This window comes from Microcella sp., assembly GCF_019739195.1.
Lineage (GTDB): Bacteria > Actinomycetota > Actinomycetes > Actinomycetales > Microbacteriaceae > Microcella.
Map to the genome: position 1 here is coordinate 2,119,424 of NZ_JAHHDS010000003.1, position 26,078 is coordinate 2,145,501.

Consider the following 26,078-nt stretch of genomic DNA (forward strand, 5'->3'; position numbering starts at 1 on the left):
GTCGACTGATGTTCCTAGAATTCACGAGTCCCTGTGAAGAGGAACGCCCCTCGCGGTCCCCGGCGACGAGAGCCGCGTCGCGCTGGAAGCGCTGCGCTGCAGACGCCTGACGCGCGCGTCTGCACCGGTACGCTGAACCGGTGCTGTCTGCCGCCCGCTCTGCCCTCGCCCTGCTCACGCCGAGCGAGCGCCTCAGCTACTGGGGGCTCGTCGTCGCCCGGGCGATCGTTGGCTTTCTCGACGTCTTTGGCATTCTGCTCGTGGGCGTCGTCGCAGCCCTCGGCGCGACGCAGTTCGCCGACGACGGCGCCGCGACCGTCGTGTTCGGCGTCGAGCTTCCGCAGCTCGACGGCCAGGGGCTGCTGCTGCTCGTGCTCTTCGTGCTCGGCGTCTTCGTTGTCAAGGCCGGCATCGCGATCGGGCTCTCGCGGGCCCTGACCGCGTTCATCGCGCGCATCGAAGCGCGCAACGCGGCCGAGCTCGCCACGCACCTGCTGACCGGGTCGCTCACGCACGTGCGCCGCTTCTCGCGCAACGAGCTGCAGTTCAGCCTGACCGAGTCGATCAAGTGGACCTTCACGGGTCTGCTCAACAACGTCGCCGGCATCGTCGTCGAAGGCTTTCTGCTCGTCATCGTCGCGGTGGCGTTCTTCGTCGTCGATCCGCTCGTCGCCGTGTTCGCTCTCGGGTATTTCGCGCTCATCGTCGTGGGCATGCAGGCCGGCATCGCGCGCGTGCTCAAGCGCGCGGGCGAAGACGCTGCTGAGGGCACGAAGCTCACCCTCGGGGCGCTCGGCGACACTCTCGATACCTACAGCGAGCTCACCGTGCTCGGTCGCAGCGAGCTCTACCTCGAACGCATCCGCGCGTCGCGCACCCGCGCCGCACGCTCGGGGGCCACGCTCGCCTTCCTCGGCGGCATGCCCCGCTATGTCGTCGAGACGGCCCTCATTCTCGGTGTGGTCGTCTTTGTCGGCCAGCAGCTGCTGACCGGGCAGCTGGCGAGCGGCCTCGCCACCCTCGGTGTGTTTCTCGCTGGTGCCGTGCGCATCATGGGCGCCATCCTGCCGCTGCAGACGGCCGTCGCGGCCCTCAAGGTCAACACCGAGCAGTCGGCCTCGGCCCGAGCCCTACTCGCCGAGCTGCGAGGCGCGCCTCTGCCGGCAGCACCCGCGGCTCCCGCCGACCTCGCGGTGCCCGATGGTTCGACTCCGCTCGCCGTCGACGTGCAGGGCGTCAGCTATCGCTACCCGGGCGCCGAGGTCACGGCCCTCGACGACGTGAGCCTGCAGATTCCGGCCGGAAGCTTCGCCGCCATCATCGGCCCTTCGGGGGCAGGCAAGACTACGCTCGTCGAACTGCTCATCGGCCTCGGCTCTGCCGATTCGGGCAGCATCGCCATCGACGGTTTCGACCCGCGCGCGCTGCGGCTCGCCGCCCCCGGCCTCGTGTCGTACGTGCCGCAGAAGCCGGGCCTCGTCAGCGGCACCATCGCCGACAACGTCGCGCTCGGCATCGACCGCGCTGCCATCGATCGCGACCGGGTGCGCGTCGTGCTCGAGCAGGCGCAGCTGCTCGACTTCGTCGACTCGCTGCCCGAGGGCATCGACACCCCGGTGGGCAAGCAGTCTGATGCCTTCAGCGGAGGGCAGGTGCAGCGCATCGGTCTCGCGCGCGCCCTCTACGTCGCCCCACGGCTGCTCGTGCTCGACGAGGCCACGAGCGGTCTCGATGCTGCCACGGAAGCCGTCGTCAGCCAGGCCCTGCGTGCACTGAGCGGCGAACTCACGATCATCGTGATCGCCCACCGGCTCAGCACGGTGCAGCGAGCCGACACGGTCGTGGTGATCGAGGGCGGCCGGGTCGTGGCCGAAGGCGACTTCGCGACGGTGCGTCGCACGGTGCCGATGGTCGCCGAGTACGTGAAGCTCATGTCGTTCGACGACGAACCGGCCGACCCTGAGACGCCTGCCGGCGAGGCCGCGCTGTGATCGCCCGACTGCGCCGCATCCCGCTGCTCGCGCTCGCGCCGGTGCTCGCTCTCTTGACGCTCACCGCGTGGGTGTTCGCCTCGCCGATCGGAGCCGGCCCCGACGACGACTTCCACCTCGTGAGCTCGTGGTGCGCGGGGCCGACGGCCGCCGAGACCTGCGCGCCGGGCAGCGAGCCGCAGACTCGCATCGTGCCCGTGGCTCTCGACGACATCGAGTGCTTCGCCTACGACCCGACCCGCAGTGCGGCGTGTCAGGGCTCTGACTGGTCGTGGTCGGTCACCGAATCGATCGAGTCTGATCGCGGCAACTTCGTGGGGGCTTACCCGCCCGTGTACTACGCGGTGACCGGGGTGCTGACGAGCGACGACATTCAACTCTCGGCTCTCGCCATGCGGCTGCTGACCGTGCTGCTCTTCGTCGCGATCACGGTGGCCCTGTGGATGCTGCTGCCGCTGCGTCTGCGCGCCCCGCTCGTGTGGGGCTGGCTCATCACGACGGTGCCACTCGGCATCTTCTTGCTCGGCACCAACAACCCCAGCGCCTGGGCGATGATCGGTGTCGGCTCGAGCTGGCTCGCGCTGCTGGGGTGGTTCGAGACCCCCTGGTCGACCGAACGCGGCCGCAAGCTCGCGCTCGGGGGGCTCTTCGTGCTGAGCGTGCTGATGGCGGCGGGTGCTCGCGGCGATTCGGCGCTCTACGCGGGCTTCGGCATCGCCCTCGTGCTCGTGCTCGTCGCGGTGCGGCGACGCGCCTTCATGGTCGACTCCGTGCTGGCAATCGTCATGGGCCTCGTGGCGCTCGCGTTCTTTCTCTCGGCTCGCCAGTCGCAGAGCGGTCTCGGCGGCTTCGGCGGCGGCTCGAACATCTCGGGCGGCGAGGCGGTGGCAGGCTCGGGCGCGCCCGAGGCGGCGCTCACGGGCTTCGGCCTGCTCGCCTACAACCTGCTCAACGTGCCGTTCTTGTGGACGGGCGCCCTCGGCGACTGGGCGCTCGGCTGGCTCGACACCTCGATGCCCGCGATCGTCTCGGCCGCGGCGGTCGCGGCCTTCGTCGCGGTCGGGTTCGCGGGCATCGGGCGCATGTGGGGCCGCAAGGCTCTCGCCCTCGCGGCGCTCGTGCTCGTGCTCGTGGCTCTGCCGGTCTATGTGCTGCAGGCGGGCGGCGACCTCATCGGCGAGCAGGTGCAGCCCCGCTATTTGCTGCCCCTCATCGTGATGCTGGGCGGCATGCTCGTGTTGACCCGCACCGCTGGGGAGATCACCTTCTCGACCCCGCAGCGGTTCACGATCGTGGCTGCGCTCGCGGGCGCGCACTTCGTGGCACTGCACCTCAACATGCGTCGCTACATCACCGGCATCGACGGCTCGGGCGTGAACCTCGACGCGGGCGCCGAGTGGTGGTGGGCTGGCCCGGTCGGCCCGAACGCTGTGTGGCTGCTCGGTTCGCTCGCCTACGCCTTGCTCGTCTGGATTCTCGTGCGCACGCTCGCCCGGCCCGCGGTGCTCGCGGCATCGTGAGCGCTCTGCCGGGCATCCCCGAGGTGCCGGCGCCCAACCGGCCCTCGGGCGCGGCAAAGCGCCTCGACGTGCAGGGCCTGCGGGCGATAGCGGTCGTGCTCGTCGTGGTCTACCATGCGGGCATTCCGCTCAGCGGAGGCTTCGCGGGCGTCGATGTCTTCTTCGTCATCTCGGGCTTCGTCATCACCCTCATGTTGCAGCGCGAGTGGTTCGCTAACGGTCGCATCAGCCTGCGGCGGTTCTATGCCCGGCGCTTTCTGCGGCTGACGCCCGCGCTCGCCGTCGTCGTGGTTGCGACGGTGCTCGCCGCGGCGCTGCTGTCGGTCGGCATGGCGACCACGGCCGCGCAGACCGGGCTCGGCGCCCTGCTGCTCTCGGCCAACCTCGTGATCGCGCGAACGACGGGCGGTTACTTCGATGCGCCCGCCGAGTCGAATCCTCTGCTCAACATGTGGTCGCTCTCGGTCGAAGAGCAGTTCTACCTGCTCTTCCCGCTGCTGCTCGTGCTCGGCTGGGTGCTCGCGCGTCGCGGTGGCCCGGCAGCGCGCCGTGCTCCCCTCATCATCACGAGCACGGTGCTCGCCGTCTCGTTCGGCGTGGCGATGCTCGTGACCCTGCGCATCATCGTGCACCCCTGGCTCGACCTCGCCTTCGGCTTCTACGGGCCGGCGGGCCGAGCCTGGGAGTTCGCCGTCGGCGCGGTCATCGCCCTCGTGCTGCCGGTGTTCACCCGCCTGAGCGCATCCCTCGCCACCGCGGCGGGCGTGCTCGGACTCGCGCTCGTCGGCGTCTCGGCCGTGGTGCTGTCGGCGGCGACGCCGACGCCTGGCCCGACGACACTGCTACCGGTGCTGGGCACGGCGCTTCTCATCATCGCGGGCTCAGCAGCAGACAACCCCGTCTCGAGGCTGCTCGGCACCCGCCCGATGGTGGCCATCGGCGACCTCTCGTACTCGTGGTACCTCTGGCACTGGCCGGTGATCGTGTTCGCGGGTCTGCTCGTGCCGAACTCGCCACTCGTCATCCTGGTCGCCGCAGTGCTCTCGCTGCTGCCCGCCCTCGCGTCGTACCGCTGGGTCGAGCAGCCGTTGCGCGGTTTGCGGCCGGGCACTGCGCGTCGCTGGGCGGCGACGGTCGGCGGGGTTCTCGTGGCACCCCTGCTCGTCGTCGTGCTCGTGCTCGTCGCTGTCGGGCAGGGCTTCTGGCTGCCGAGCGTGCAGCAGTACCGCGCGCAGATCATCGACCGCCCCGGACACCTGACCCAGGTGGCCGGCTGCAGCGCGTTCGCCGTGCCGGGTCAGCCGGGCACCGAGCAGTGCACGTGGAACGCCGACGCATCGGGGCCGCCCGCCTACCTGCTCGGCGATTCGTTCGCCGACCACCTGAGCGAGGGTCTTGCGATCGCCGCCGCCGAGGCGAATGCGGCGATCACCATGACGACGCAGCGCGGATGCCCGTGGACGGGTGTCGACGCCACCTTCGAGTCGCTCGGCACGTGGGAGCAGGGCGCCAGATGCCGCGAGGTCATCGAGGCGGCGCTCGCTGCGGTCGCCGATCAGCCGGCGGGTGTTGTGCTGCTCGCGTTCTCAGACCATTACTTCACGGGTGACGACTTCGCGACGGCCGACGGGTCAGGCGGGTTCACGACCGAGTCGGATGCTCGGCTCGCGGCCCACGCCCAGTGGTTGCGCGGCGCGGTGTTCGACCTCGAGGCTGCCGGGCACGCGGTCGTGCTCGTGCGGCCCACGCCCAACTTCGATCTCGACGCCGAGAGCGGGCCCTACCCGTTCGAGCCAGCGCGGTGCTCGCTGCCCGCGGTCGTCGCGGGCGACTGCGGCCAGAGCATCCCCGAGTCGGTGGCCGCTGATCGTCAGGCCGGAATGCTGCGCGTGTTCGAGTCGATCGCTCGCGAGGGCTCGGCGACGTCGGTGCTCGATCTCTGGCCGGCCCTGTGCCCCGACGGACTGTGCACGACCACCGCGCTCACGCCGTACACGTTCGAAGATGCCCTGCACCTCTCGACGTCGGGCAGCGCGGCAGTCGCCCCACAGCTCGCCGCCGCTCTGGTCGCAGGCTAGGTGCCGGGAATACCGATCACGCGGTAGGTGACGCCCGGCCATGCCTCTGCCGTCGAGACGCGTCGGCCGTCGACGAAGGTGCGGATGCCCGGCAGCGATGCCGGCGTCAGGTCGCGGTACTCGGCGTGGTCGGCTTGCACGACGGCCGCGTCGACCGGCTCGCCGAGGTGGTAGGGCTGCCAGCCGTAGCGGGCCAGCTCGTCGTCGGTGTAGAGCGGGTCGTGCACGAACACTTCGGCGCCGCGCTCCCGCAGGGCCGCGACCGCGCCGAAGACGCCGCTGAACGCCGTTTCTTTGACTCCGCCGCGGTAGGCAGCCCCGAGCACGACGACACGCTGCCCCTGCAGCGAGCCGTGCACGCCTTCGAGCAGGCCGATCGTGTAGTCGGGCATGCCCGCATTCGCCTCGCGGGCCGCGCGCACGACCGTGGCGGCCGGGTCGTTCCAGAGGTAGAGCCGCGGGTAGACGGGGATGCAGTGGCCGCCGACCGCGATGCCCGGCTGGTGGATGTGGCTGTAGGGCTGCGAGTTCGAGGCCTCGATCACCTGGTAGATGTCGATGCCGGCCGTCGCGGCGTACTGCGCGAACTGGTTGGCGAGGCCGATGTTGACGTCGCGGTAGGTGGTCTCGGCGAGCTTGGCCATTTCGGCGGCCTCGGCACTGCCGAGATTCCACACGCCGTTGCCGCGCGGCAGGTCGGGGCGGTCGTCGAAGTCGAGCACCTCTTCGTAGAAGGCGACGGCGCGCGCGGCCCCGGCCTCTGAGAGACCCCCGACGAGCTTCGGGTACTTGCGCAGGTCGGCGAAGACACGCCCCGTGAGCACGCGCTCGGGCGAGAACACGAGGTGAAAATCGGTGCCTTCGACGAGCCCTGAGCCCTCTTCGAGCATGGGCTTCCAGCGCGTGCGCGTCGTGCCCACCGGCAGGGTCGTCTCATAGGCGACCAGGGTGTCGGCAGTCAGATGCGCTGCGAGGGTGCTCGTGGCGTCATCCATCCAGCCGAAGTCGGGTCGCGCCTCGTCGTCGACGAAGAGCGGCACGACCAGAACGACCGCGTCGGCCTCCGGTACAGCATCCGCATAGTTCGTCGTCGCCCGCAGTTTGCCGGCCGGTACGAGTTCGGCGAGCATCTCGGCCAGGTGCGCCTCGCCCGGAAACGGCTCGACCCCCGAGTTGATGAGGTCGACCGTGGCCTGGTTCACGTCGACGCCGACGACCTCGTGGCCCTTCGAGGCGAACTGCACGGCGAGAGGCAGGCCGATCTTTCCCAGGGCGATGACGGCGATCTTCACAAGCGGGTGGTCCTCACGGTTCAGGGGTGGCAGGGGGCGACGGATGCCCGCGAGCACTCGATTCTAGGTGCTGGGCTTCTCGGCCAGCCGCGCCTCGAGCTCGGCGATGCGATCGACAAGGCGTGCTTCGGTCAGAGCGATCTCGCGCGCGAGCTGCGTGTTGGCGCGAGTCAGCTGCACCGAGCGCTTGTACTCATTGACCACGTAGATGAGCCCGGCGACGATGGCCAGGTAGAACAGCAGGTCGGCGCCGCGCCCGATGCCGACGAGCGAGGCGAGCCAGCTGAGCAGGCCGGGCCACAGCACGACGACGACTCCCGAGGCGAGAGCAAGCAGCACGAGCAGTCGGCGAATGGCGAGGTGGCGGGGGCTCGGCGTCGAGCGCACCAGGTAGACCGCGATGCCGGCCAAGGCGATGATGAGAATGATCTGAAACCACATAGCGGGTGCCCCCTTTCTTGTGACTAGTTGATGACGAGGTCGACGAGAATGTTGATCGAGTTGAGCAGCGACTGCCCCTTGGCCTTCGAGTAGTCGGTGTAGAGCACCTCGACCGGAAACTCGCGCCACGGAAGGCCCGATTTGCCGAGCTGCACCACGATCTCGCTCGCGTGAGCCATGCGGTCTTGCTTGAGGTTCACGGCGTGCGCCGCGTCGATGCGCAGCACGCGCAGCCCGTTGTGGGCATCCGTCAGGGTGAGACCGGTCGTGAGGTTCGTGACCGCGACGGCCGTCTTGAGCACGATCTTCTTGGCGAGACCGGGTTTCGTGCGGTCGTCGAGAAAGCGCGAGCCGAAGACGATGGCCGCCTGCTCGCGCTCGGCGAGGTCGAGCATGGCGAGCGCGTCGACCACGCGGTGCTGCCCGTCGGCGTCGAACGTGACCAGATAGCGCACGCCGGGCAGTGACCGCGCGTAGGCGATGCCGGTCTGCAGCGCGGCACCCTGGCCGAGGTTGTGCGGGTGGCGGATCACGCGCGCGCCTGCCGACCCGGCGACCGCGGCCGAGTCGTCGGTCGAGCCGTCGTCGACGCAGATGACCCGCTCGAACTGCTGCAGCAGCTCGCTGATGACGCCGCCGATGACGGTCGCCTCGTTGTAGAGGGGGATGACGATGGCAGCCTCGGGGCGCCGGTCAGAGCGGGCCGCGGGCGCGGCAGGGGTGGCGTCGGCCATAGGGGCCATTGTGTCAGAACGCGATACCCTGGGTCGGCGCGTGCCCGCGCATGACCCCTCAAGAGAGATTGCCCTCGTGACCCCATCAGCCGACTCCCGGCACGGCGTTCGCATCGTCGATTCGGCCGACGTCGCCGAGAGCGCGCGCATCGGCGCCGGCAGCTCGATCTGGCACCTGGCGCAGGTGCGCGAAGAGGCCGAGCTGGGCGAGAACTGCGTGGTCGGCCGCGGTGCCTACATCGGCACGGGCGTGCATCTCGGCGACAACTGCAAGGTGCAGAACTACGCGCTCGTCTACGAGCCCGCGCACCTCGAGGCGGGGGTTTTCATCGGCCCCGCCGTGGTGCTGACGAACGACACCTACCCCCGTGCCGTCAACCCCGACGGCAGCGCCAAGTCGGCCCACGACTGGCAGCCGGTCGGCGTGACGATTCGTGAGGGCGCCGCGATCGGCGCGCGCGCGGTGTGCGTCGCCCCCGTCGAGATCGGCCGGTGGGCCACGATCGCCGCGGGCAGCGTCGTGACGAAAGACGTGCCGGCCTTCGCCCTCATGGCGGGGGTGCCCGCACGGCGTCTCGGCTGGGTCGGCAAGGCGGGCGTGCGCCTGATCGAGCAGGATGCCCGCTGGGTGTGCCCGCAGACGAACGAGATCTACATCGAGCGCGATGGCGTTCTGACCGAGGAGAGCACTCAGTGACCGCACCCTTGATTCCCGCAGCCAAGCCGTTGATCGGCCGCGCCGAGCGCCGTGCCGTCGACCGCGTGCTGCGCTCGGGCATGATCGCGCAGGGCCCCGAGGTGGCCGCGTTCGAGAAAGAGTTCGGCGCCCACTTCGTGCAGGGCCGCGAGTGCGTCGCCGTCAACAGTGGCACCGCCGGCCAGCACCTGGGCCAGCTCGCCGCGGGTGTCGGCCCGGGCGACGAAGTCATCGTGCCGTCGTTCACGTTTGCCGCGACGGGCAACTCGGTCGCGCTCACGGGTGCCACCCCCGTCTTCGTCGACATCGAGCCCGAGACGTTCGGCCTCGACCCGGCCGCGGTCGAGAAGGCCATCACTCCGCAGACCAAGGGCATCATGCCCGTGCACCTCTACGGCCACCCGGCCCGCATGGTCGAGCTCGAGGCCCTCGCAAAGAAGCACGACCTCGAGATCTTCGAAGACGCGGCGCAAGCGCACGGTGCTTCTCTCGACGGTCGCCCCGTCGGCACCTGGGGCCGCTTCGCGATGTTCAGCCTCTACCCGACCAAGAACATGACCTCGGGCGAGGGTGGCATGGTTGCGTGCGACAGCCCTGAGCTGGTGCGCGCCGTGAAGCTGCTGCGCAACCAGGGCCAAGAGATTCAGTACCACAATGAGGTCATCGGCTTCAATGCGCGCATGACCGACATTCACGCCGCGATCGGGCGCGTGCAGCTGACCAAGATCGACCGCTGGACGGCGACGCGCCAGCAGAACGCCGCCACCCTCAGCGCCGGGCTGAGCGGCTTGGCGGGCATCACCCCGCCGGTGACCGCGCCGGGTGCCGTGCACGTCTTCCACCAGTACACGATCCGCGTCGCCGACGACCGCGATGGCTTCGCGAAAGCGTTGCGCGACGAGCACGGCGTGGGCTCGGGCGTCTATTACCCGGTGCCGAACCACCGTCTGCCGTCGCTCGCGCCCTACGCGCCCGGGCTCGACCTGCCCGAGACTGAGCGGGCTGCGCGCGAAGTCGTGTCTCTGCCCGTGCATCCGTCGCTGACGAAGCGCGACCTCGACCGCATCATCGCCGCCGTGCAGTCGCTCGCGAAGGCGGGCGCCTGATGACCTTGCGCGCCGGTCTCGTCGGCGTCGGCATGATGGGCCGGCACCACGCGCGCGTGCTGCGCGAGCTTGACGGTGTCGACCTCGTCGCGATCGCTGACCCGGGGGGCGACCCGCACGGTGTTGCCGGTTCGCTGCCGATTCTGCCCGACATCGACGCGGTCATCGCTGAAGGCGTCGACATCGCGGTGGTCGCCGTGCCCACGCGCTTTCATGAGGATGCTGCGCTCGCGCTCGCCGCCGCCGGCGTGCACACGCTCGTCGAGAAGCCCATCGCCGACACCGTCGAGGCGGGGCAGCGCATGGTCGACGCCTTCGAGAACGCGGGCCTCGTCGGCGCGGTCGGGCACATCGAGCGCTTCAACCCCGCCCTGCAAGAGATGCGCCGCCGTATTGCTGCGGGCGAGCTCGGCGAGGTCTACCAGGTCGTTACGCGCCGCCAGGGCCCGTTTCCGTCGCGCATCGCCGACGTCGGGGTCGGCAAAGACCTGGCGAGCCACGACGTCGACCTCACCGCGTGGGTCGCGCAGAGCGACTACGCGAGCGTCTACGGCCAGACCGCCCACAAGTCGGGCCGCGAATATGAAGACATGATCATCGCCTCGGGTCGACTGGCGAATGGGGTTGTCGTCAACCACCTCGTCAACTGGTTGAGCCCGATGAAAGAGCGCGTCACGATCGCCACGGGCGAGGCGGGCGCGCTCGTCGCCGACACCGCGACGGGCGACCTCACCTTCTACGCCAATGGCACGTTTCCGCTCGAGTGGGAGTCGGTCACGGCTTTCCGCGGGGTCAGCGAAGGCGACATGATCAGGTACGCGTTCCCCAAGCGCGAGCCGCTGCGTGTCGAGCACGAGGCGTTCCGCGACGCGGTGTTGGGCCACGAGACCGACCTTGTGACCATGCGCCAGGGGCTGCGCACGCTCGCGGTTGTCGAGGGCGTTCTGCAGTCGGCGCGAACGGGCCAGTCGGTCACCTTCTGACCATGCGGGTCATTCTCGCGAGCCGCATCTTCGCGCCCGAGCCGGCGGCAGCCTCGTTCCGGCTCGCCGCACTCGCGCACGAGCTCGCGGCTCGCGGGCACGAGGTCGAGGTGCTCACGAGTCGGCTGCCCGCCGGTGTGTCGGGCGAGACGCCCGCGGGCGTGCGCGTGCGCCGTGCGCGCGTGCTGCGTGACCGCACGGGAGCGGTGCGTGGTTATGTGCCCTACCTGAGCTTCGATATTCCGCTGTTCTTCCGCCTGCTCGCGGTGCGCCGAGCCGACGCCTATGTGGTCGAGCCGCCGCCGACGACGGGCCTGGCGGTACTCGTGGCGACGGCGCTGCTGAGGCGCCCCTTCGCTTACTACGCGGCCGACATTCTCGCCGACGCGGCCGCGAGCGCGGGCAGCCCGGCCGTCGTCGTGCGCGTCGTCAGGTGGATGGAGCGCACCGTCTGGCGCCGCGCCGCTCGGGTGCTCTCGGTCTCGGCCACGGTGACGACGCGGCTCGTCGAGCTCGGCGTGCCAGCGGCGCGTATCGACGAGATCGGCAATGGCATCGACACGGCGGTGTTCACTCCCGATGGCCCGGCCCGCCCCTCGACGCCGCCCTACGCGCTCTATGCGGGCACGGCGTCTGAGGTGCACGGTGCGGGCGTGTTCGTCGAGGCGATCGCTCAGGTCGAGGGGCTGCGGCTCATGTTCGTGGGCGCAGGATCAGAGGTTGCGCAGTTACGTCGTCGCGCCGACGAGATCGCCCCAGGGCGCGTCGAGTTTCACGCGACGGTCGCCCCCGACGAGGTCGCGCAGCTGCTGCGCGGCTCGACACTCGCCCTCGCGAGCGTCAAGCCCGTCGGTGGCTACCAGTTCGCCTTTCCGACCAAGATGTACGCGGCGGCGGCGAGCGGCGCACCCCTGCTGTTCGCGGGGGAGGGGCCGGGTGCGACGTTCGCCGAGCACGCCCCGCTCGGCACCGCGGTGCCCCACGAGGCGGGTGCTGTCGCTCGAGCGCTCGACGCGGCGGTGCGCTCGCCGGCCGGGTCAGCCGCGAGGCGCGAGCAGGCCCGCTGGGCGGTCGAGACCGTTTCGCTCTCGGTGGTTGCCCAACGTGCGGCCGACGCAGTCGAGGGCCTCAGCCAGCCGAGACCGTAATGGCGGTGCGTTGCTGGCGGGCATGCCACCAGCAGTGCGGCGTCTCAGCGGCCCGATACCCTCGAGGCATGGGTGTGCGCGAGGGGCTGAGCGCGGCCGCACAACGTGTGCTGCCGGCCTCGGTGCTGAGCGTCGTCGAGCCGCGATTGAGCGCTCTGCCCGATCGCATCGGCGCTCGACTCAACCCCGCGAAGTACGCGGCCATGCCAGAGGGCCCCGCCCAGCCGCTCGTGCTCGGCGAGGGCGACGCCCGCCTCGTCATCGGGGTGCTCAACGTGGCCGGTCAGGCCTACCACTGGGCCCGTGCGGTGGAATCTCGCCCCGACCGCTCTGCGCTGAGCCTCGTCGTCGACAGTCCTGATGGTTTTCGCTTCGCCGCGCATCGGTCGGTGCCGCGGTTGCGTGCCTTCGGGTCGAGCGACTGGCGGCGCGCCGAGTTCGCGGCCATCGTCGATCAGGCGACCCACGTGATCATCGAGTCGGCGCATCCGCTGTTCGGTCCGCTGTTCCGTCGTGACATCGTGCGCGAGGTTCGGGCGCTGCGGCGCCACGGCATCAGAGTGGCGATCGTCGCCCACGGTTCTGATGTGCGTGACGTGCGCGCGCACCTCGCGCGCGAACCGCACTCGCCCTTTGGCAGTGCGGCGCTGGTGCCGAACGCGCGCGAGCTCGACCGCGCGGCGGCGCGGGCACGACGGGCCATCGAGGTGCTTCAGGTGCCGGTGTTCGGGTCGACTCCGGGCGTTCAGCTCGATCTGCCGCAGGCGACCTGGCTGCCCGTGGCGATCGACCCCGATGCCTGGGCGACCGAGCGCGAGCCGATGGGTGCGGCCGTGCCCGTGGTGGTGCATGCTCCGAGCCGGGCGGGGTTCAAGGGTTCTGAGGTGGCCGACGAGGTGCTCGGTCGACTGCATCGCGAGGGAGTGATCGATTACCGGCGTGTCGACGGCGTCACCCACGGCGACATGGCCGCCGTCTACGAGTCGGCCGACATCGTGATCGACTCTTTGCGCATGGGCGGCTACGGTGTCGCCGCCTGCGAGGCGATGGCGGCAGGCCGGCTGGTGCTGTCGTATGTCAATGAGAGGTCGCGTGAAGTGGTCGCGGCTTCGGCGGGCGAGCAGCCGCCGATCTGGCCGGCCGATGCGGCGAGCCTCGAGAGCGCCGTGCGCGCCGTGCTCGACGACCGCGATGCGGCTCGCGACTTCGCGGCGCGCGGCCCCGCTTTCGTGCGGCGGTGGCATGACGGCCGGGCGAGTGCTGACGCTCTCGAGTCGTTCCTCGCCTCGTGACCGCACTCCTAGACTCGAGGTCATGACGGCGGCGCTGAAGTGGATGGCGGGCCGCCTGTTGCGGCTGCTTCCCGAGGCGCTGCGCGGCCGGGTGCTGCCGGGCCGGTACGACTATCGAGTCGCCGACATTCCGCCGCCGATCGAGCCGCCGTCGACCCCCGTGCGGCTGTTCATCGCCCCGGTCAACTACGCGGGCCAAGCGCACGAGTGGGGTCGTGCCGCCGCGCAGAACCTGCCGGGGGTGGGCGCCGTCAACCTGGCGTTCCGCACGCCCGACGACTTCACGCACGCGAGCGATGCTGTGGTGCCGGTGGGGGTCTGGGCGGCGTCGAGCCGCTGGCAACGAGAGTTGCGTCGCACGGTGCTGGGGGGCTTCACGCACGCGATCGTCGAGGCTCAGCGCTGGCCGTTCGGCGCGCCGCTCGATGAGTCGGTGCACGGCCAGGTGCAGTCGATGCTGCGCGCCGGCCTGAGGGTGGCGATGCTCTGCCACGGCAGCGACATCAGGCTGCCCAGCCGTCACGCCGCGCTGAACCCCGACTCGCCGTTCGCGGGGGCGCTCGCGACGACCCCCGACCTCGAGCGCACGGCACGCGAGTCACGGCGCCTGCTCGACCGCCTCGGCCTGCCGGTCTTCGTCTCGACCGCCGACCTGCTCATCGACGCACCCGAGGCCACCTGGCTGCCGGTCGTGATCGACGTCGAGGCATGGCGGGTCGAGGCTCGGGTGATGCAGGCAGAACGGCCCGTCGTCGTGCACGCGCCCAGCAAGGGCGCCATCAAGGGCAGCGACCTCGTCGACCCGGTCGCGCAGCGATTGCACGACGAAGGCCTCATCGAGTACCGCCGCATCGAGGGCGTGCCGCACGCGCAGATGCGCGAGGTGTATCGCGGGGCCGACATCGTGCTCGATCAGTTTCGCATCGGCGACTACGGCGTTGCGGCGTGCGAAGGCATGGCCGCGGGGCGGCTCGTCGTCGGGCACGTCAACCCGGGTGTGCGCCGCGCTGCGCTCGAGGCGTCGGGCATCGAGCTGCCGATCGTCGACGCGACGGGCGCGACTCTCGAGGCGGTGCTGCGCGGCATCGTCGCCGACCGAGACCGCGCGGCCGCTGTGGCGGCGACGGGTGCCGAGTTCGTGCGCGTACTGCACGATGGTCGCCGCTCGGCCGACGTGCTGCGGCCGTTCTTGCTCGGCGCGTCTTAGCTTGCTCGCAGTGCCTTAGGCCTCGAGCGACTCACGCAGGCCGACGACCGCCGACCGGGTGTCGTAGTAGGCCTCGCGCACGTGCCGTCGGCGCAGAGCAGTCGCAGCGACAATCACTCCGGCGCTGTCGACGGCGATGGCGATGTCGGCGCGGCGCAACGCTGCCCGTGCCTCGGTCGACCGGCGCACCCGGCGGGCGAAGACCCGGCCGGCGTCGAGGGGACCCATCGAGTTGAGCAGGCGACCGAGTGGGCTGCCCGAGAGCCGTCGGCGCAGGCGCTCGCCGCCGAAGCGCCGCAGCAGCGCGTCGGCGCGACCGGGGTCGACGGCGCTGAGGTCGAGGTGCTCGCCGCGGCGCAGCGGGCGAGCGGGCATCCCGACCGAAATGATGTCGACTGCCTCTGCGCCCTCGGGGCGGGCGAGAACCTCGCCGAGCCGCGAGCTCTCGGTGGCGAGCGATGAGCCGTGGCCCGACTCGTGCCCGCTGCCGTAGAGCACGACGACGCGCAGCCCGGTCATCGTGCGGCCTCCGACTCGGTGACGGCCCGCAGGGCCTGGATGCGCGGCCGCAGCTGCTCGTCGCGGGCGAACTGCCGCGCCCACTGCTGTGTGGCCGCGATGCTCTCGGGTGTTTGGGCGGCGGCACTCTCGCCGGTGGCGATGAGCGCGTGCGCGAACTGCTCGACTCCGACTGCCTCGACGCCGAAGCGGGCGGGGTGGTCGGCGAGCACGCTCGTCGCCGCGGTGACGGGGTCGTGCAGGGCGGCGATCGGCAGGCCGCTGGCCGCGTATTCGAAGACCTTGCCGCTCGTGACGAAGGGGCTGCGGCTGATGATGAGCAGCAGGGCATCGAACGAGCGGTAGACCTCTGACACCGCCGTCTTGCTCACGGGCCCCTCGTAGCTGACCCCGTCGGCACGGTAGGCGTCGAGCAGTTCGGCCACGGCCGGGTCGGGTTCGGAGAAGTGCCCGAGCCTGCCGCGCACGACGAGGCGCGACCGCGCGAGCAAGGGCGAGCGGGTGCGCGCGAGCCGCCACGCATCGAGGGTCTCGCGCAGCGGAATGGGCCCGTAGATCGTGCCGAGGTAGCCGAACACGAGGCCCGCCTCGGCGTCGGGTGCGCGGTCGCGGTCGGTCTGCAAGAACTCGGGGTCGAAGCCGTTGGCGACGACGTGGAAGTCGTCGGCCTTCGACGGATGCTCGCCAGCATGCCAGTCGCGAATCGGTGCATTGACGAACCAGGCTTCGGCGCTGCGCGCAAACATGCGGCTCTCGAGCCGGCTCGATCGGCTGAGGCGCGGGGCGGTGCGGGCGCCCGTGTAGACGTCGAGGTGCCAGGCGTCGCGGTGGTCCATGACGTAGGGCACTCCGTGGCGCCGGTGCAGGTGCCACCCGACGGCGAAGTCGACGTTGGGGTTGGCCGACCCGACGACGAGGTCGACGGGGTGCTCGCGGTGAATGGCGTCGGCGGCGGTGATGAGCGGCTTCTTCCAGCCGCCGTAGCTGCGCTCCGGAAACGAGAACCAGGCCGGAATCCAGCGCAGGGCCGTCCACAGCAGAGCCGAGTAGACCCTCAAGCGCGACCAGTTCGCCAGGTTGTCGTCGCTGCGTTCGGCGTCGAACGGTATGCGCACGACGCTCACGCGCGGGTCGATCGACGCCTCTGACTGCGGGTCGCTGCCGGTGAGCCGCTCGAAGGTTTCGCGCGTAGTCGTGAGCACGGTGACGCGCCAACCGTCGCGCGCGAAGGCATTGGCGGTAGCGAGAGCGCGGTACATGCCGGCGCTGCGCGAGGGCGGATAGCCCCACGCGACGTAGAGCACGTGCGGTGCGGCGGCGGGGTCGGTGCGGGGGGCAGACATCGCCCCCCATCCTAGGCTTCGGGCCCCGCCCGGGGCGTGCGCCGACGCCTCGATAGACTCGACCGCATGCGGGTTCTGAGTGTCGTGGGCGCGCGCCCGCAGTTCGTCAAGCTGGCGCCGATCTCTCACGCGATGGATGCGGCGGGCGGCATCGAGCACATCGTCGTGCACACCGGCCAGCATTACGACCCGCTCATGAGCGACGTGTTCTTTCGCGACCTGTCGATTCGCCCGCCCGACGAGAACCTCGGGGTGGGATCGGGGGCGCACGGCGCGCAGACGGGCGCGATGCTCGCCGGTCTCGAGCCGCTGATTCAGCAGCACGCCCCCGACTGGGTGCTCGTCTACGGCGACACCAACTCGACCCTCGCGGCCGCCGTGGCTGCGGTCAAGCTGCATGTGCCGGTCGCGCATCTCGAAGCGGGGCTGCGCTCGTTCAACCGTCGCATGCCCGAAGAGCACAATCGCGTGCTCACCGACCATGCCTCTGACCTGCTGCTCGCGCCGACCGAGGTGGCCATGCAGCACCTCGCGCATGAGGGGTTGGCAGAGCGCAGCGTTCTGGTCGGCGATGTCATGACCGACGTGCTCTACGCCACGCGCGATCGCGTGCTCGCCGAGGGTCTGCCGCTGCCCGAGGGCGTCGAGGCGGGGAAATACCACGTCGCCACGCTGCACCGACCCGACAACACCGACGACCCCGAGCGCCTCGCCGCGATTCTCGACCAGCTCGCCGCGTTGGCGCATCCTGTGCTGCTGCTCGTGCACCCGCGCCTGCGCGCCCTCGCTGCCCAGCACGGCATCACGCTCGATCAGGGCGCGATTCGTGCGATCGAGCCCTTGCCCTACCCCGAACTCGTCGCCGCGGTGAGCCGCAGCGCCGGCGTCATCACCGACTCGGGGGGCCTGCAGAAAGAGGCTTTTCTGCTGCGCGTGCCGTGCACGACCGTGCGCCCCGAGACCGAGTGGGTCGAAACGGTCGAGCTGGGCTGGAACGTGCTCGTGAGCGACGAGCTCGGGGCGCTGCGGGCCGCGGTCGAGCGCCCGGCGCCCGCACCCACCGATGCGACCCCCTACGGCACCGGCCAAGCCGCTGCCGCGGTCGTGCGCGCACTGCGCGGCTGAGCGTCCGCCGCGCGAGCGCTAGGCGGGCAGCGTGCCGTCGCCGAGGCCCGCGAGCTTCACCTGGTGCGCGAATTCGGGCACCTCGGCCTGCAGGCTCTCGAAGTCGCCGCTCGCGACGACGCGCCCGCCGCTCATGAAGAAGATGCGGTCGGCATGCATGATGGTCGACAGCCGGTGCGCGACCGACACGATCGTCATCGAGCCGCTCAGGTCGCGAATGGCATCGGCGACGGCGGCTTCGGTCGCGGTGTCGAGCGAGCTCGTCGCTTCGTCCATGACGAGCACGAGCGGGTCGGCGTAGAGCGCGCGGGCGATGCCGAGCCGCTGCCGCTGCCCGCCCGAGAGTGCGAGGCCGCGCTCGCCGATGGGGGCGTCGATGCCCCCCGGTCGCGATTCGATGGTCTCGAGCAGTTGCGCGCGCTCGAGAGCAGAGCGCACGCGCTCGCGATCAACGTCGGCGCTCCAGGTGAGCGCGACGTTCTGCGCGACGGAGGCGTCGAACAGCGAGACCTCTTGCGGCACGTACCCGACGCGCGAGCGCCACGAGCGGGTCAGCGCGCTGACAGCGGTTCCGTCGATGGCGATCGTGCCCTCGGTCGGGTTGATGAGCCCGAGCAGCAGGTCGATCATGGTCGACTTGCCGGCGCCGGAGGAGCCGACGAAGGCGGCCGTCGTGCCGAACGGAATCTCGAGGTCGACCTCGCGCACGGCGGGCTCAGAGTCGGGGCCGTAGCGAAAGGTCACGGCTTCGAAGGTGATGCGCTGCGGGTTGTCGGGCAGCTCTTCGGTGGGCGCGTCGTCGGCGATGCCGCGGGTCTCGTCTGATCGGCGAATCTCGCCGAGCACCGCCTGCACGTGCGGCAGGGCCACGTTGAGTTGCGAGCTCATCGACTGAAAGCGCACGATCGAGGGGGCCAGGCGAAAACCAGCCAGGCCGAAGAGCGCGACGGCCGAGACCGCGCCGGTCGTGCCCCCCGTGAACCAGCCGGTGATGCCGACGACGACGAAGCCGCCGATGAGCCCCGCTTCGAGCACGTAGCGCGGCATCTGGCCGAGAAACAGCGCGTTTGCCCGCGCCCGCGTGGTGCGCACGCGGTTGGCCCGCACGACGGCGGCGATCTCTGGCGCTTTATTGCGCAGCGTGATCTCTTTGAGGGCACCAACCATCTCGGTGATGAGGCGCGAGGTCAGAATCGAGTGCCGCACGTTGACCCGCCCGGCTTCGCGCGCGCGCCGCGTGACCCAGACGTACATGATGACCGCGAGCACGCCCAGGTAGACGAGTGAGACGGCGGCGACGGCGGGCTGCGTGATGGTGAGCACCGCGATCACGGCGATGAAGGTCAGCAGCTCGCCCAGCAGCCCGGCGATCGGCAGCAAGAAGCTCGAGATGGTGACGGCGACGCTGCCGTCGGTCATGCGCACGAGGTCGGCCGAGTTGCGCTTGAGGCGCTCGGTCCACGACGAGGCGATGAAGCTGTCGAACAGGCGCGAGCCGAGCTCAAGCTCATACCTGGCGAAACGGCGCGTGGCGAACCAGAGCAGCACGGCGGCCGCGATCGACTTGCCCACGATGAGGGCGCACACCACCCCGAGCAGGCCGATAACGCCCACTTGGTCGACTTCGCCGATGATCGGCAGCACGAGCTCGGCACCCGTGACGATGGGCGAGATGATGACGGCGAGCAGCGCGAGGGCGAGGGCGTCGAGCAGGGCCAAGATGCCGAGCGCGATCGAGTAGAGCACCATGAAGCGGCGCGCGCCGGCCGGAAGAATCGCGATGACCTCGCCGAGGGCGGTGCGAATGGTCTTCACGCGGTCAACTCCCGGGGTTCTCTGCCACGAGCGCCCAGTCTAGGGCGGGCCGTCATGAGGTGCTGCCCTCGGCCGCTGCCCCGGTGGTGGCGAGAAAGACGGCTCGCTCAGTGTCGGCGTTCAGCTCGGCGGCGGCGGCGTGCGACGCCGCTTTGAGCGCGCTCACGTCGTCGGCGCTCAGCGCATTGAGCGCTGTGGCGAGAGCCTGAGGCCCCCACTCGGGCACGACGATGCCGTTGCCGTAGCGCTCGACGATCTCGACCATCATGGGGCTGCGGCCGATGACGAGCCCGAGCCGACCCTGCGTGGCTTCGAAGAGTTTGTTCGGCAGAGCGTAGACGAGGTTGGCCGAGGCGGGCCGGTAGACCATGACTTCGAGATCGAAGCCGTTGATCGCCGTGGCGATGTCGGTCATCGCGACAGGAGGCACGAAGCGCACGCGGTCACCGAGCGATTGCGCGTCGGCACGAATCGCCGCGATGTTCGCGTCGAACCCGGTGAGCATGAAGGTCATCGTGTAGCGCTCATCGAGCAGGGGCACGGCGGCGAGAATGTCGCCGATGCCCCTGCTGTAGTCGGCGAGGCCGTGGTACAGCAGGCGAATGTTGTGGGGGTCGACAGGGCGCGGCGACTGATCGACGAGCTCGGGGCTATTGCGAATCACGGCCATGCCCTCGAGCCCGAGCTTGTCGCGGTAGAGCTCGGCGATGCCGCCCGCCACGGTCGAGCGGGTCGTGAAGACGGGGTCGGCGAGCTGCCGGCGCACCCAGTGCCGGTATCCCGCGGTGAGCACCCGCCACAGCAGGCCCGGCTTGTGGTACTCGGTGAAGACTTCGTGCAGGTCGAGGTGGATGCGCGGAGCGCCCGCCGCGCCGAAGGTCGCGCGCTCGGTGAGCCAGGGCACGAATTCGAGGTCGTTGGCGATGATCAGGTCGTATGCGCCGTCGCGCAGGGCCGCGCTCGCCGCGGCCGGAATGCGGTCGGCCATGAGGCGCCGGTAGGCGGCGCGTCGCGGGGTCAGCAGGTAGGCGCTGATCGAGCCCCACCGGCTGGCCGTGCGGGCATCAAGGTCGGCGATCGGCCAGTGCTCATCGACGGCGGGGGTGGGGTGCTCGCCGAGGCCGACGGTGTCGACCTGCCAGCCTTCGGCGGTGAGCCAGTCAATCTGACGTCGCACGCGCGGGTCGCTGACGATGCGCGAGTAGACGACGATCAGGGCACGGCGGGGCGAGGTCATGGGTCGATTCTCTCGCGTGGTGCGATGCTAGTGTCGCCCGCAGGCGCCGGATGCCGGCCGAGACGTATCTGAAAGGGTGGGGGTTCGCCGACGTGGGCTTCGTCACCGACTCTGTGCGCTCGGTCGCACGTGCGGCCGCAGGCCTCGCCCCCGCCGCTCTCGTGAACCGCGTGCTGCCGCCGGGGCAGCGTTTCGATTGGGCGCATCCGACCCCCGCGATCAGCCCGCCGGATGCTGACATCCGCGTGCTCGTCGCCCCCACGAACACGGCTTGGCAGGGGTGGGCCGCGGCGCGCGCGGCCGAGCACCTCGAGGGTGTCGGCGCGCGCACGAGCGGCATCGTGCCCGCGGGCGGCGGGTTCGGCTTCTTGAGCGATCAGGAGGTGCCGCCGGCCGAGTACCGCTGGTCGTCGCGGTGGCAGCGCGCGCAGCGTCGCGCCGTGCTCGGCGGGTTCACGCACGTGCTGCTCGAGTCGGGTCGCCCGCTCTTCGGCGACGCGTTCGCCCGCCCGGTCGAGGCCGACATCGCCGCCCTGCGGCGAGCGGGCGTCTCGCTGGCGCTCATGCTCTACGGCAGCGAGGTGCGCTTGCCGTCGCGCCACCTCGCCCGCATGCCCGATTCGCCGTTCGCACCCGGCCTCTGGTCGGCGACGCCCGCGCTCGAGGCGCAAGCGTTGCGCACGGCGGCGCTCGCCGCGGCGTTCGACGGCCCCGTGTTCGTCGCAACCCCTGACCTGCTGCTCGATGTGCCCGAGGCCACCTGGCTGCCGATCACGATCGACCCGACGCAGTGGGAGTCTGCGCGCGCTGCGTTCACGCACCTCGATGGTCCGCCGATCGTGAGTCACGTGCCGAGCAGCGCCGTCGTGAAGGGCACCGACCTCATCGAGCCTGTGCTGACGCGCCTGCACGACGAGGGGCTCATCCGCTATTCACCGATTCGGGGCCTCAAGGCCAGCGACATGCCGGCCGCCTACACGGGTGCCGACATCGTGCTCGACCAGTTTCGCATCGGCACCTACGGCGTCGCGGCCGTCGAGGCGATGGCGGCGGGCCGTTTCGTGATCTCGAATGTCGGCGAGCAGGTGCGGGGTGAGGTCGAGCGGCAGCTCGGTGAGACCGTGCCGATCATCGAGGCGACGGCGTCGACGTTCGAGCAGGTGCTGCGCGCTGTCGTGGCCGACCCCGAGGTCTTCCGGGCCGAGGTCGATCGCGGGCCGGGTTTCGCCCGCCGCCACCACGACGGCCGCCGGGCCGCAGAGGTGCTCAGCGCCTGGTTGACCGGCTCAGCGCAGAAGCTCGTCGACTGAGCGCGCGCGCACGCCGAGCACGGCGTGCAGCAGGGTCGGGTCGACGACCGACCAGGTGGGCGCACCCTCTCCGACCTCGACGTGCACGGGCCCGTGCCGCTCGAGCAGCGCGATGAGATGTTCGGTGGTGGTCGCGACGCCCGTGCCGACGTTGACCACGAGATGCGGTTGCGGCAGCCTCGCCGTCGCAGCCGCGAGCACGGCGGCGACGACGTCGTCAACGTGCACGTAGTCGCGCACGAACACGGCGGGGCCGCGCACGGTGGCTGGTTCGCCCGCGGTCGCCGACTGCAGGCGCGCGACGAGCGAGTCGTCGAAGCCGGGGCCCCACAGGTTGGCGATGCGCAGGGCGACGCTCTCGACCGCGCCTGCCTCGAGCACCTCTTCTGCCCCGCGCTTCGTGCGGGCGTAGGCGCTCTGCCCCACGAGCGGAGCCGCTTCGGCAAAGGGCGCGTCGCCCGCGTCGCCATAGACCGCCACGGTCGAGGCGAGCACGATGCGGGCCGCGGAGTGCTCGGCGAGAGCATCCGCGATCGCGCGCGTTGACCCCACGTTGACGGCGATCGCGGTGAGCGGGTCGGCCTGGCACGCAGCGCCGACCATCGCGCCCAGGTGCAGCACGGTGTCGGGTCTGTGGTCGGCCACGAGGGCGGCGAGGGCGTCGTGGTCGGCGAGGTCGAGCGCGATCGCCGACGGATGCTGCGCCGCAGCCCGCTCGCTGACCACGGCCACGATCTGGGCGTCGTCGCGCTGCTCGAGCGCGGCATGCACGGCACGACCGAGTCGCCCCGACGCGCCCGTGAGCAGCACGGTGCCGAGCGCCCGTGACGCCTCAGTGCTGGGGTCGGTGAGAGTCACTGCACCGGCAGGCCGAAGCCCCTCAGTCGCTCGACGAGGGCGTCGGGCGCGAGCGTGTAATCGCGCGACTGCTCGACGAGCGCCCGCAGGTCGGCCAGGGTCGCCTCCGGGTCGGCGAGCGGAGTGTCGCGGGTGACAAAGATCGAGTCGTGCGCGGTGCTCGCCACACTGTCGGCGTCGTAGCTGAGCTCTTCGAACATCTTCTCGCCAGGCCGCAAGCCGATGATCTCGATGCCGAGGTCGGGCTTGGTGGCCCGCACGAGGCTCGTGGCGAGTTCGAGAATGCGCACGGGCTCGCCCATGTCGAGCACGAAGAGCTCGCCGTCTTGACCGAGCAGCGTCGTTTGAATGATGAGCTGCGAGGCCTCATCGATCGTCATGAAGAACCGCGTCACGTCGGGGTGCGTCACCGTGAGGGGCACGCCTTGAGCGATCTGGCGTCTGAAGATCTGCATGACCGAGCCGTTCGACTCGATGACGTTGCCGAACCGCACGGCGTTGAAGTGTGTCGAGGTGCCACGGCGCGTCAGGGCCTCGAGCGCGAGCTCACCCAGGCGCTTCGTGGCACCCATGACGTTGACGGGGTTGACGGCCTTGTCGGTCGAGACATACACGACGTGCTGCACGCCGTGGGCGACGGCAGCGTCGAGCACGGCGAGGGTGCCGCCGAGGTTGTTGCGAATCGCCTCGTGCGGGTTGCCCTGCATGAGCGGAACATGCTTGTAGGCGGCCGCGTGGTAGACGATGTCGGGCTGGGTCTCAGCCATGATGCGGTCGAGCAGCGGCTCGTTCGTGATGTCGGCAATGCGGTACTGCACGTTCTCGCGGCCGGCGAGCTGCAGCTGCAGTGCGAAGACGCCGTTCTCCCAGCGGTCGAGGCACACGACGGCGGCGGGCTCGAGAAGAGTGAGCTGGGCGACCAACCTCGAGCCGATCGACCCGGCGGCACCCGTGACCAGCACGGTCTTGCCGCGCACGAACTCGCGCGCAGCATCCAGTTCGTGCTTCACGGGCTTGCGGCCGACGAGGTCGAGCACGTCGACATCGGTGACGTCATCGATGTGCACGGTGTCGCGTCGAATGATGTCGTAGGTGCGCGGCACGATCGCGAGCTCGACGTCGGGCGACTCGATCGAGGCGATGAACTCGCGCACGGTGCGCGCCTCGGCCGACGGCATGGCGATCGAGACCAGGGTGACGCCGTGGCCGGCGATGACCGCATTGACGTCGGCGAGCGTGCCGAGCACGTCGGGGCCCGTGACGGCGTCGTCGAGAAACCCGACGACGACGTCGCCGCTGGCGCGCGCACGAATGTCGCGAGCGAGGGTTTGACCCGCGTTGCCGTGGCCGATGATGAGAATGCGCTTGTTCACTGGGGCAACCCTACAAGTGAGCGCCCGGCGCTCGATGCTCGCGCAGCGAACGCCGCGACACTCCCCACCAGCCTCAACTACGGGTCGAGGGTTACCATAGAGAGTGGGGGGTGCGCGCCTGCGCACAGGTAACGGGGGTTCCATCATGCTTTTCGCCACGACTCGCCGTAGTCGCCGTGCGCTGCTCGCGACGCTCGCCGCGGCGGCCACGCTCGTCGCGGGCCTCGTCGTCGCGCCGGCGTCGGCCATGCCCGTTGCTGAGCCCACCCCGGCCCCGATCGACCAGCGCCAGGCAGGCGACGTCACCCTCGATCCGGCCCGCGTCGATACCGGGCTCGGTGTCGAGCCGGTTGCCGACGCAGCCTTGTTCAGCGCGGGCTACCTCATCAACGATCACATCTTTTTCAACCGCTCGGCGATGAGCGAGGCCCAGATTCAGGCCTTCCTCGACTCGATGCTGTCGGGCCCGTGCACGACGGCGTACTGCCTCGCCAACTATCGAATGAACACGATCGACAAGACGCCGAGCCCGCGCTGCGAAGACGGCTACACCGGCGCCGCGAACGAGTCGGCGGCGCGCATCATCTTCAAGGTGCAGCAGTCGTGCGGCATCAGCGCGAAAGTCATTCTCGTCACTCTGCAGAAAGAGCAGAGCCTGGTCACCCGCACGGGGCCCACCGAGCGCACCCTTGAGCGGGCGATGGGCTTCTTCTGCCCCGATGACCCGGCCCGACCCGGCTGGTGCGACCCGCGCTATGCGGGGCTGCAGAACCAGCTCTACAACGCTGCGGCGCAATTCCAGTGGTACCGGCTCTACCCGAACAATTACAACTTTCAGGTCGGCGTCGAAAACATCCAGTACCACCCCAGCACCGCGTGCGGCACGAAGCGCGTGACGATCGCTAACCAGGCCACTGCGGGCCTGTACAACTACACGCCCTACACGCCCAACAACGCTGCCCTCGCGAACCTCTACGGCACGGGCGACAGCTGCTCGTCGTACGGCAACCGCAACTTCTGGCGTCTGTTCACCGACTGGTTCGGCAGCCCGACCGTGGTGAGCATCCCGACGGCGGCAACCCCCGCGCGTCTCGCTGGCGCTGACCGCTTCACCACCGCGACCCTGCTGTCGCAGGCTACCTACCCGTCGGCGACGGGCGGCACCGTCTATGTCTCGGTGGGCACGCAGTTTGCTGACGGTCTCGCCGCGGCTCCTGCAGCGGCCCAGGTGGATGCTCCGCTGCTGCTGGTCGAGACCGACAGGGTTCCGGCCGTGGTGCGCACCGAGTTGCAGAGGCTCAACCCCGCACGCATCATCGTGGTCGGCGGCGAGGGCGTCGTGAGCGCGACCGCCTACGCCGCACTGCAGGCCGCGGTGCCCGGTGCCGAGCTGCGTCGCGACTCTGGCATCGACCGCTATGCCACGGCTCGGGCGATCGCTCGGGCGGCCTTCCTTGGTGACGGCACTCCCGGTGGCGCGCCCGTGGTGTTTCTCGCGAACGGCGACGACTTTCCTGACGCACTCGCAGCGAGCGCGGCCGCGGGCCACCTCGGCGGGCCCGTGCTGCTCGTGCCAGGCGGCGCGACGACTCTTGATGCAGAGACTCGCGCGCTCATTACCGAGCTGGGGGCATCCCGCATCGTCATCGCCGGCGGCACGGGCGTCGTGACGGCCGGTATCGCGGTCGACGCCGCGACCGTGCCGGGCGTCACCGAGGTCGTGCGCAAGGGCGGTGCCTCGCGCTTCGAGACCGCCGCCCTGCTCAACGACTATGCCTTCGACTCGCCGACCGCGGGCTTCATCGCCTACGGCTTCGGTTTTCCTGACGCGCTGAGCGCCGCTGCCGTGGCGGGCGCGCAAGGGGCGCCGCTGGCACTCTCGAACGGCATCTGCACCTGGGTCGACTCGCTCAACCAGTTCGCCGACGCGGGCGTTTCACAGGTGACTCTCATGGGCGGCACCGGAGTACTCGGTAGCAGCGTCGCCCGCTACGAAGCCTGCGGCTGAC

21 protein-coding genes are annotated in these 26,078 nt (G+C 70.3%); 12 read left to right on the forward strand and 9 right to left on the reverse strand.

Features of this window, described 5'->3' with window-relative positions; translation table 11 throughout:
• Positions 1-140: 140 nt before the first annotated feature.
• Genes KL788_RS12055 through KL788_RS12065 form a run of 3 tightly spaced genes read left to right on the forward strand, consistent with a single transcriptional unit; the run spans position 141 to position 5,589 of the window.
• Entirely contained in the window at positions 141-1,991 is a 1,851-nt protein-coding gene (locus KL788_RS12055) for an ABC transporter ATP-binding protein (RefSeq protein WP_293171964.1), read from the forward strand.
• Complete coding sequence (locus tag KL788_RS12060) at positions 1,988-3,511, forward strand: DUF2142 domain-containing protein (RefSeq protein ID WP_293171967.1); 1,524 nt, start codon at positions 1,988-1,990, stop codon at positions 3,509-3,511. Before KL788_RS12055 ends, KL788_RS12060 begins: the two co-directional genes overlap by 4 nt.
• Entirely contained in the window at positions 3,508-5,589 is a 2,082-nt protein-coding gene (locus KL788_RS12065) for an acyltransferase family protein (RefSeq protein WP_293171970.1), read from the forward strand. The genes KL788_RS12060 and KL788_RS12065 overlap by 4 nt, the downstream gene beginning before the upstream one ends.
• Here KL788_RS12065 and KL788_RS12070 read toward each other — a convergent pair.
• The 3 genes from KL788_RS12070 to KL788_RS12080 form a co-directional block, all read right to left on the reverse strand.
• Positions 5,586-6,881 carry a nucleotide sugar dehydrogenase gene (locus KL788_RS12070; RefSeq protein WP_293171972.1) on the reverse strand — a complete coding sequence of 432 codons (1,296 nt, stop codon included), beginning with the start codon at positions 6,879-6,881 and terminating at the stop codon, positions 5,586-5,588. The genes KL788_RS12065 and KL788_RS12070 overlap by 4 nt on opposite strands.
• 63 nt (positions 6,882-6,944) lie before the next feature.
• Positions 6,945-7,322 carry a DUF2304 domain-containing protein gene (locus KL788_RS12075; RefSeq protein WP_293171975.1) on the reverse strand — a complete coding sequence of 126 codons (378 nt, stop codon included), beginning with the start codon at positions 7,320-7,322 and terminating at the stop codon, positions 6,945-6,947.
• Positions 7,323-7,345: 23 nt separating this feature from the next.
• A complete protein-coding gene (locus tag KL788_RS12080) occupies positions 7,346-8,065 on the reverse strand; it encodes a glycosyltransferase family 2 protein (RefSeq protein WP_428846123.1) in 720 nt (239 codons plus the stop codon).
• A gap of 67 nt (positions 8,066-8,132) precedes the next feature.
• On the opposite strand from KL788_RS12080, the gene KL788_RS12085 reads away from it, so the two are divergent.
• The 6 genes from KL788_RS12085 to KL788_RS12110 all read left to right on the forward strand — a co-directional run bounded on the left by KL788_RS12085 (position 8,133) and on the right by KL788_RS12110 (position 14,489).
• Complete coding sequence (locus KL788_RS12085; protein ID WP_293171981.1) at positions 8,133-8,753, forward strand: acyltransferase; 621 nt, start codon at positions 8,133-8,135, stop codon at positions 8,751-8,753.
• A complete protein-coding gene (locus tag KL788_RS12090) occupies positions 8,750-9,859 on the forward strand; it encodes a DegT/DnrJ/EryC1/StrS family aminotransferase (RefSeq protein ID WP_293171984.1) in 1,110 nt (369 codons plus the stop codon). The genes KL788_RS12085 and KL788_RS12090 overlap by 4 nt, the downstream gene beginning before the upstream one ends.
• Positions 9,856-10,842 carry a Gfo/Idh/MocA family oxidoreductase gene (locus KL788_RS12095; protein ID WP_428846139.1) on the forward strand — a complete coding sequence of 329 codons (987 nt, stop codon included), beginning with the start codon at positions 9,856-9,858 and terminating at the stop codon, positions 10,840-10,842. Before KL788_RS12090 ends, KL788_RS12095 begins: the two co-directional genes overlap by 4 nt.
• Positions 10,843-10,844: 2 nt before the next feature.
• Complete coding sequence (locus tag KL788_RS12100; RefSeq protein WP_293171990.1) at positions 10,845-11,990, forward strand: glycosyltransferase; 1,146 nt, start codon at positions 10,845-10,847, stop codon at positions 11,988-11,990.
• Between the two features lie 68 nt (positions 11,991-12,058).
• On the forward strand, positions 12,059-13,282 hold the full coding sequence (locus KL788_RS12105; protein WP_293171993.1) for a glycosyltransferase: 1,224 nt from the start codon (positions 12,059-12,061) through the stop codon (positions 13,280-13,282).
• Positions 13,283-13,304: 22 nt separating this feature from the next.
• Positions 13,305-14,489: a hypothetical protein gene (locus KL788_RS12110; protein WP_293171996.1), complete on the forward strand. Its 1,185-nt coding sequence runs from the start codon at positions 13,305-13,307 to the stop codon at positions 14,487-14,489.
• 15 nt (positions 14,490-14,504) lie between these two features.
• On the opposite strand, the gene KL788_RS12115 is transcribed toward KL788_RS12110, so the two are convergent.
• Complete coding sequence (locus KL788_RS12115) at positions 14,505-15,008, reverse strand: hypothetical protein (RefSeq protein ID WP_293171999.1); 504 nt, start codon at positions 15,006-15,008, stop codon at positions 14,505-14,507.
• Positions 15,005-16,351, reverse strand: coding sequence for a glycosyl transferase (locus KL788_RS12120; RefSeq protein ID WP_293172002.1), 1,347 nt, complete (start codon positions 16,349-16,351; stop codon positions 15,005-15,007). Before KL788_RS12120 ends, KL788_RS12115 begins: the two co-directional genes overlap by 4 nt.
• A 66-nt stretch (positions 16,352-16,417) precedes the next feature.
• Here KL788_RS12120 and wecB point away from each other — a divergent pair, with 66 nt between their 5' ends.
• Positions 16,418-17,476 (forward strand): non-hydrolyzing UDP-N-acetylglucosamine 2-epimerase, encoded by a 1,059-nt coding sequence (wecB, locus tag KL788_RS12125; protein ID WP_293172005.1) that lies wholly within the window; start codon positions 16,418-16,420, stop codon positions 17,474-17,476.
• An 18-nt stretch (positions 17,477-17,494) separates the two neighbouring features.
• On the opposite strand, the gene KL788_RS12130 is transcribed toward wecB, so the two are convergent.
• Together KL788_RS12130 and KL788_RS12135 are read right to left on the reverse strand one after the other, a co-directional pair.
• A complete protein-coding gene (locus tag KL788_RS12130) occupies positions 17,495-19,291 on the reverse strand; it encodes an ABC transporter ATP-binding protein (protein ID WP_293172008.1) in 1,797 nt (598 codons plus the stop codon).
• A gap of 52 nt (positions 19,292-19,343) precedes the next feature.
• Complete coding sequence (locus KL788_RS12135; protein WP_293172010.1) at positions 19,344-20,528, reverse strand: glycosyltransferase; 1,185 nt, start codon at positions 20,526-20,528, stop codon at positions 19,344-19,346.
• A gap of 50 nt (positions 20,529-20,578) precedes the next feature.
• Between KL788_RS12135 and KL788_RS12140 the strand changes: the two genes are divergently transcribed.
• Positions 20,579-21,838 carry a glycosyltransferase gene (locus tag KL788_RS12140; protein ID WP_293172012.1) on the forward strand — a complete coding sequence of 420 codons (1,260 nt, stop codon included), beginning with the start codon at positions 20,579-20,581 and terminating at the stop codon, positions 21,836-21,838.
• On the opposite strand, the gene KL788_RS12145 is transcribed toward KL788_RS12140, so the two are convergent.
• Together KL788_RS12145 and KL788_RS12150 are read right to left on the reverse strand one after the other, a co-directional pair.
• Complete coding sequence (locus KL788_RS12145) at positions 21,815-22,696, reverse strand: NAD-dependent epimerase/dehydratase family protein (RefSeq protein WP_293172015.1); 882 nt, start codon at positions 22,694-22,696, stop codon at positions 21,815-21,817. The genes KL788_RS12140 and KL788_RS12145 overlap by 24 nt on opposite strands.
• Positions 22,693-24,069 (reverse strand): polysaccharide biosynthesis protein, encoded by a 1,377-nt coding sequence (locus KL788_RS12150; protein ID WP_293172018.1) that lies wholly within the window; start codon positions 24,067-24,069, stop codon positions 22,693-22,695. The genes KL788_RS12145 and KL788_RS12150 overlap by 4 nt, the downstream gene beginning before the upstream one ends.
• A 145-nt stretch (positions 24,070-24,214) precedes the next feature.
• On the opposite strand from KL788_RS12150, the gene KL788_RS12155 reads away from it, so the two are divergent.
• A complete protein-coding gene (locus KL788_RS12155; protein ID WP_293172021.1) occupies positions 24,215-26,077 on the forward strand; it encodes a cell wall-binding repeat-containing protein in 1,863 nt (620 codons plus the stop codon).
• Position 26,078 lies beyond the last annotated feature (1 nt).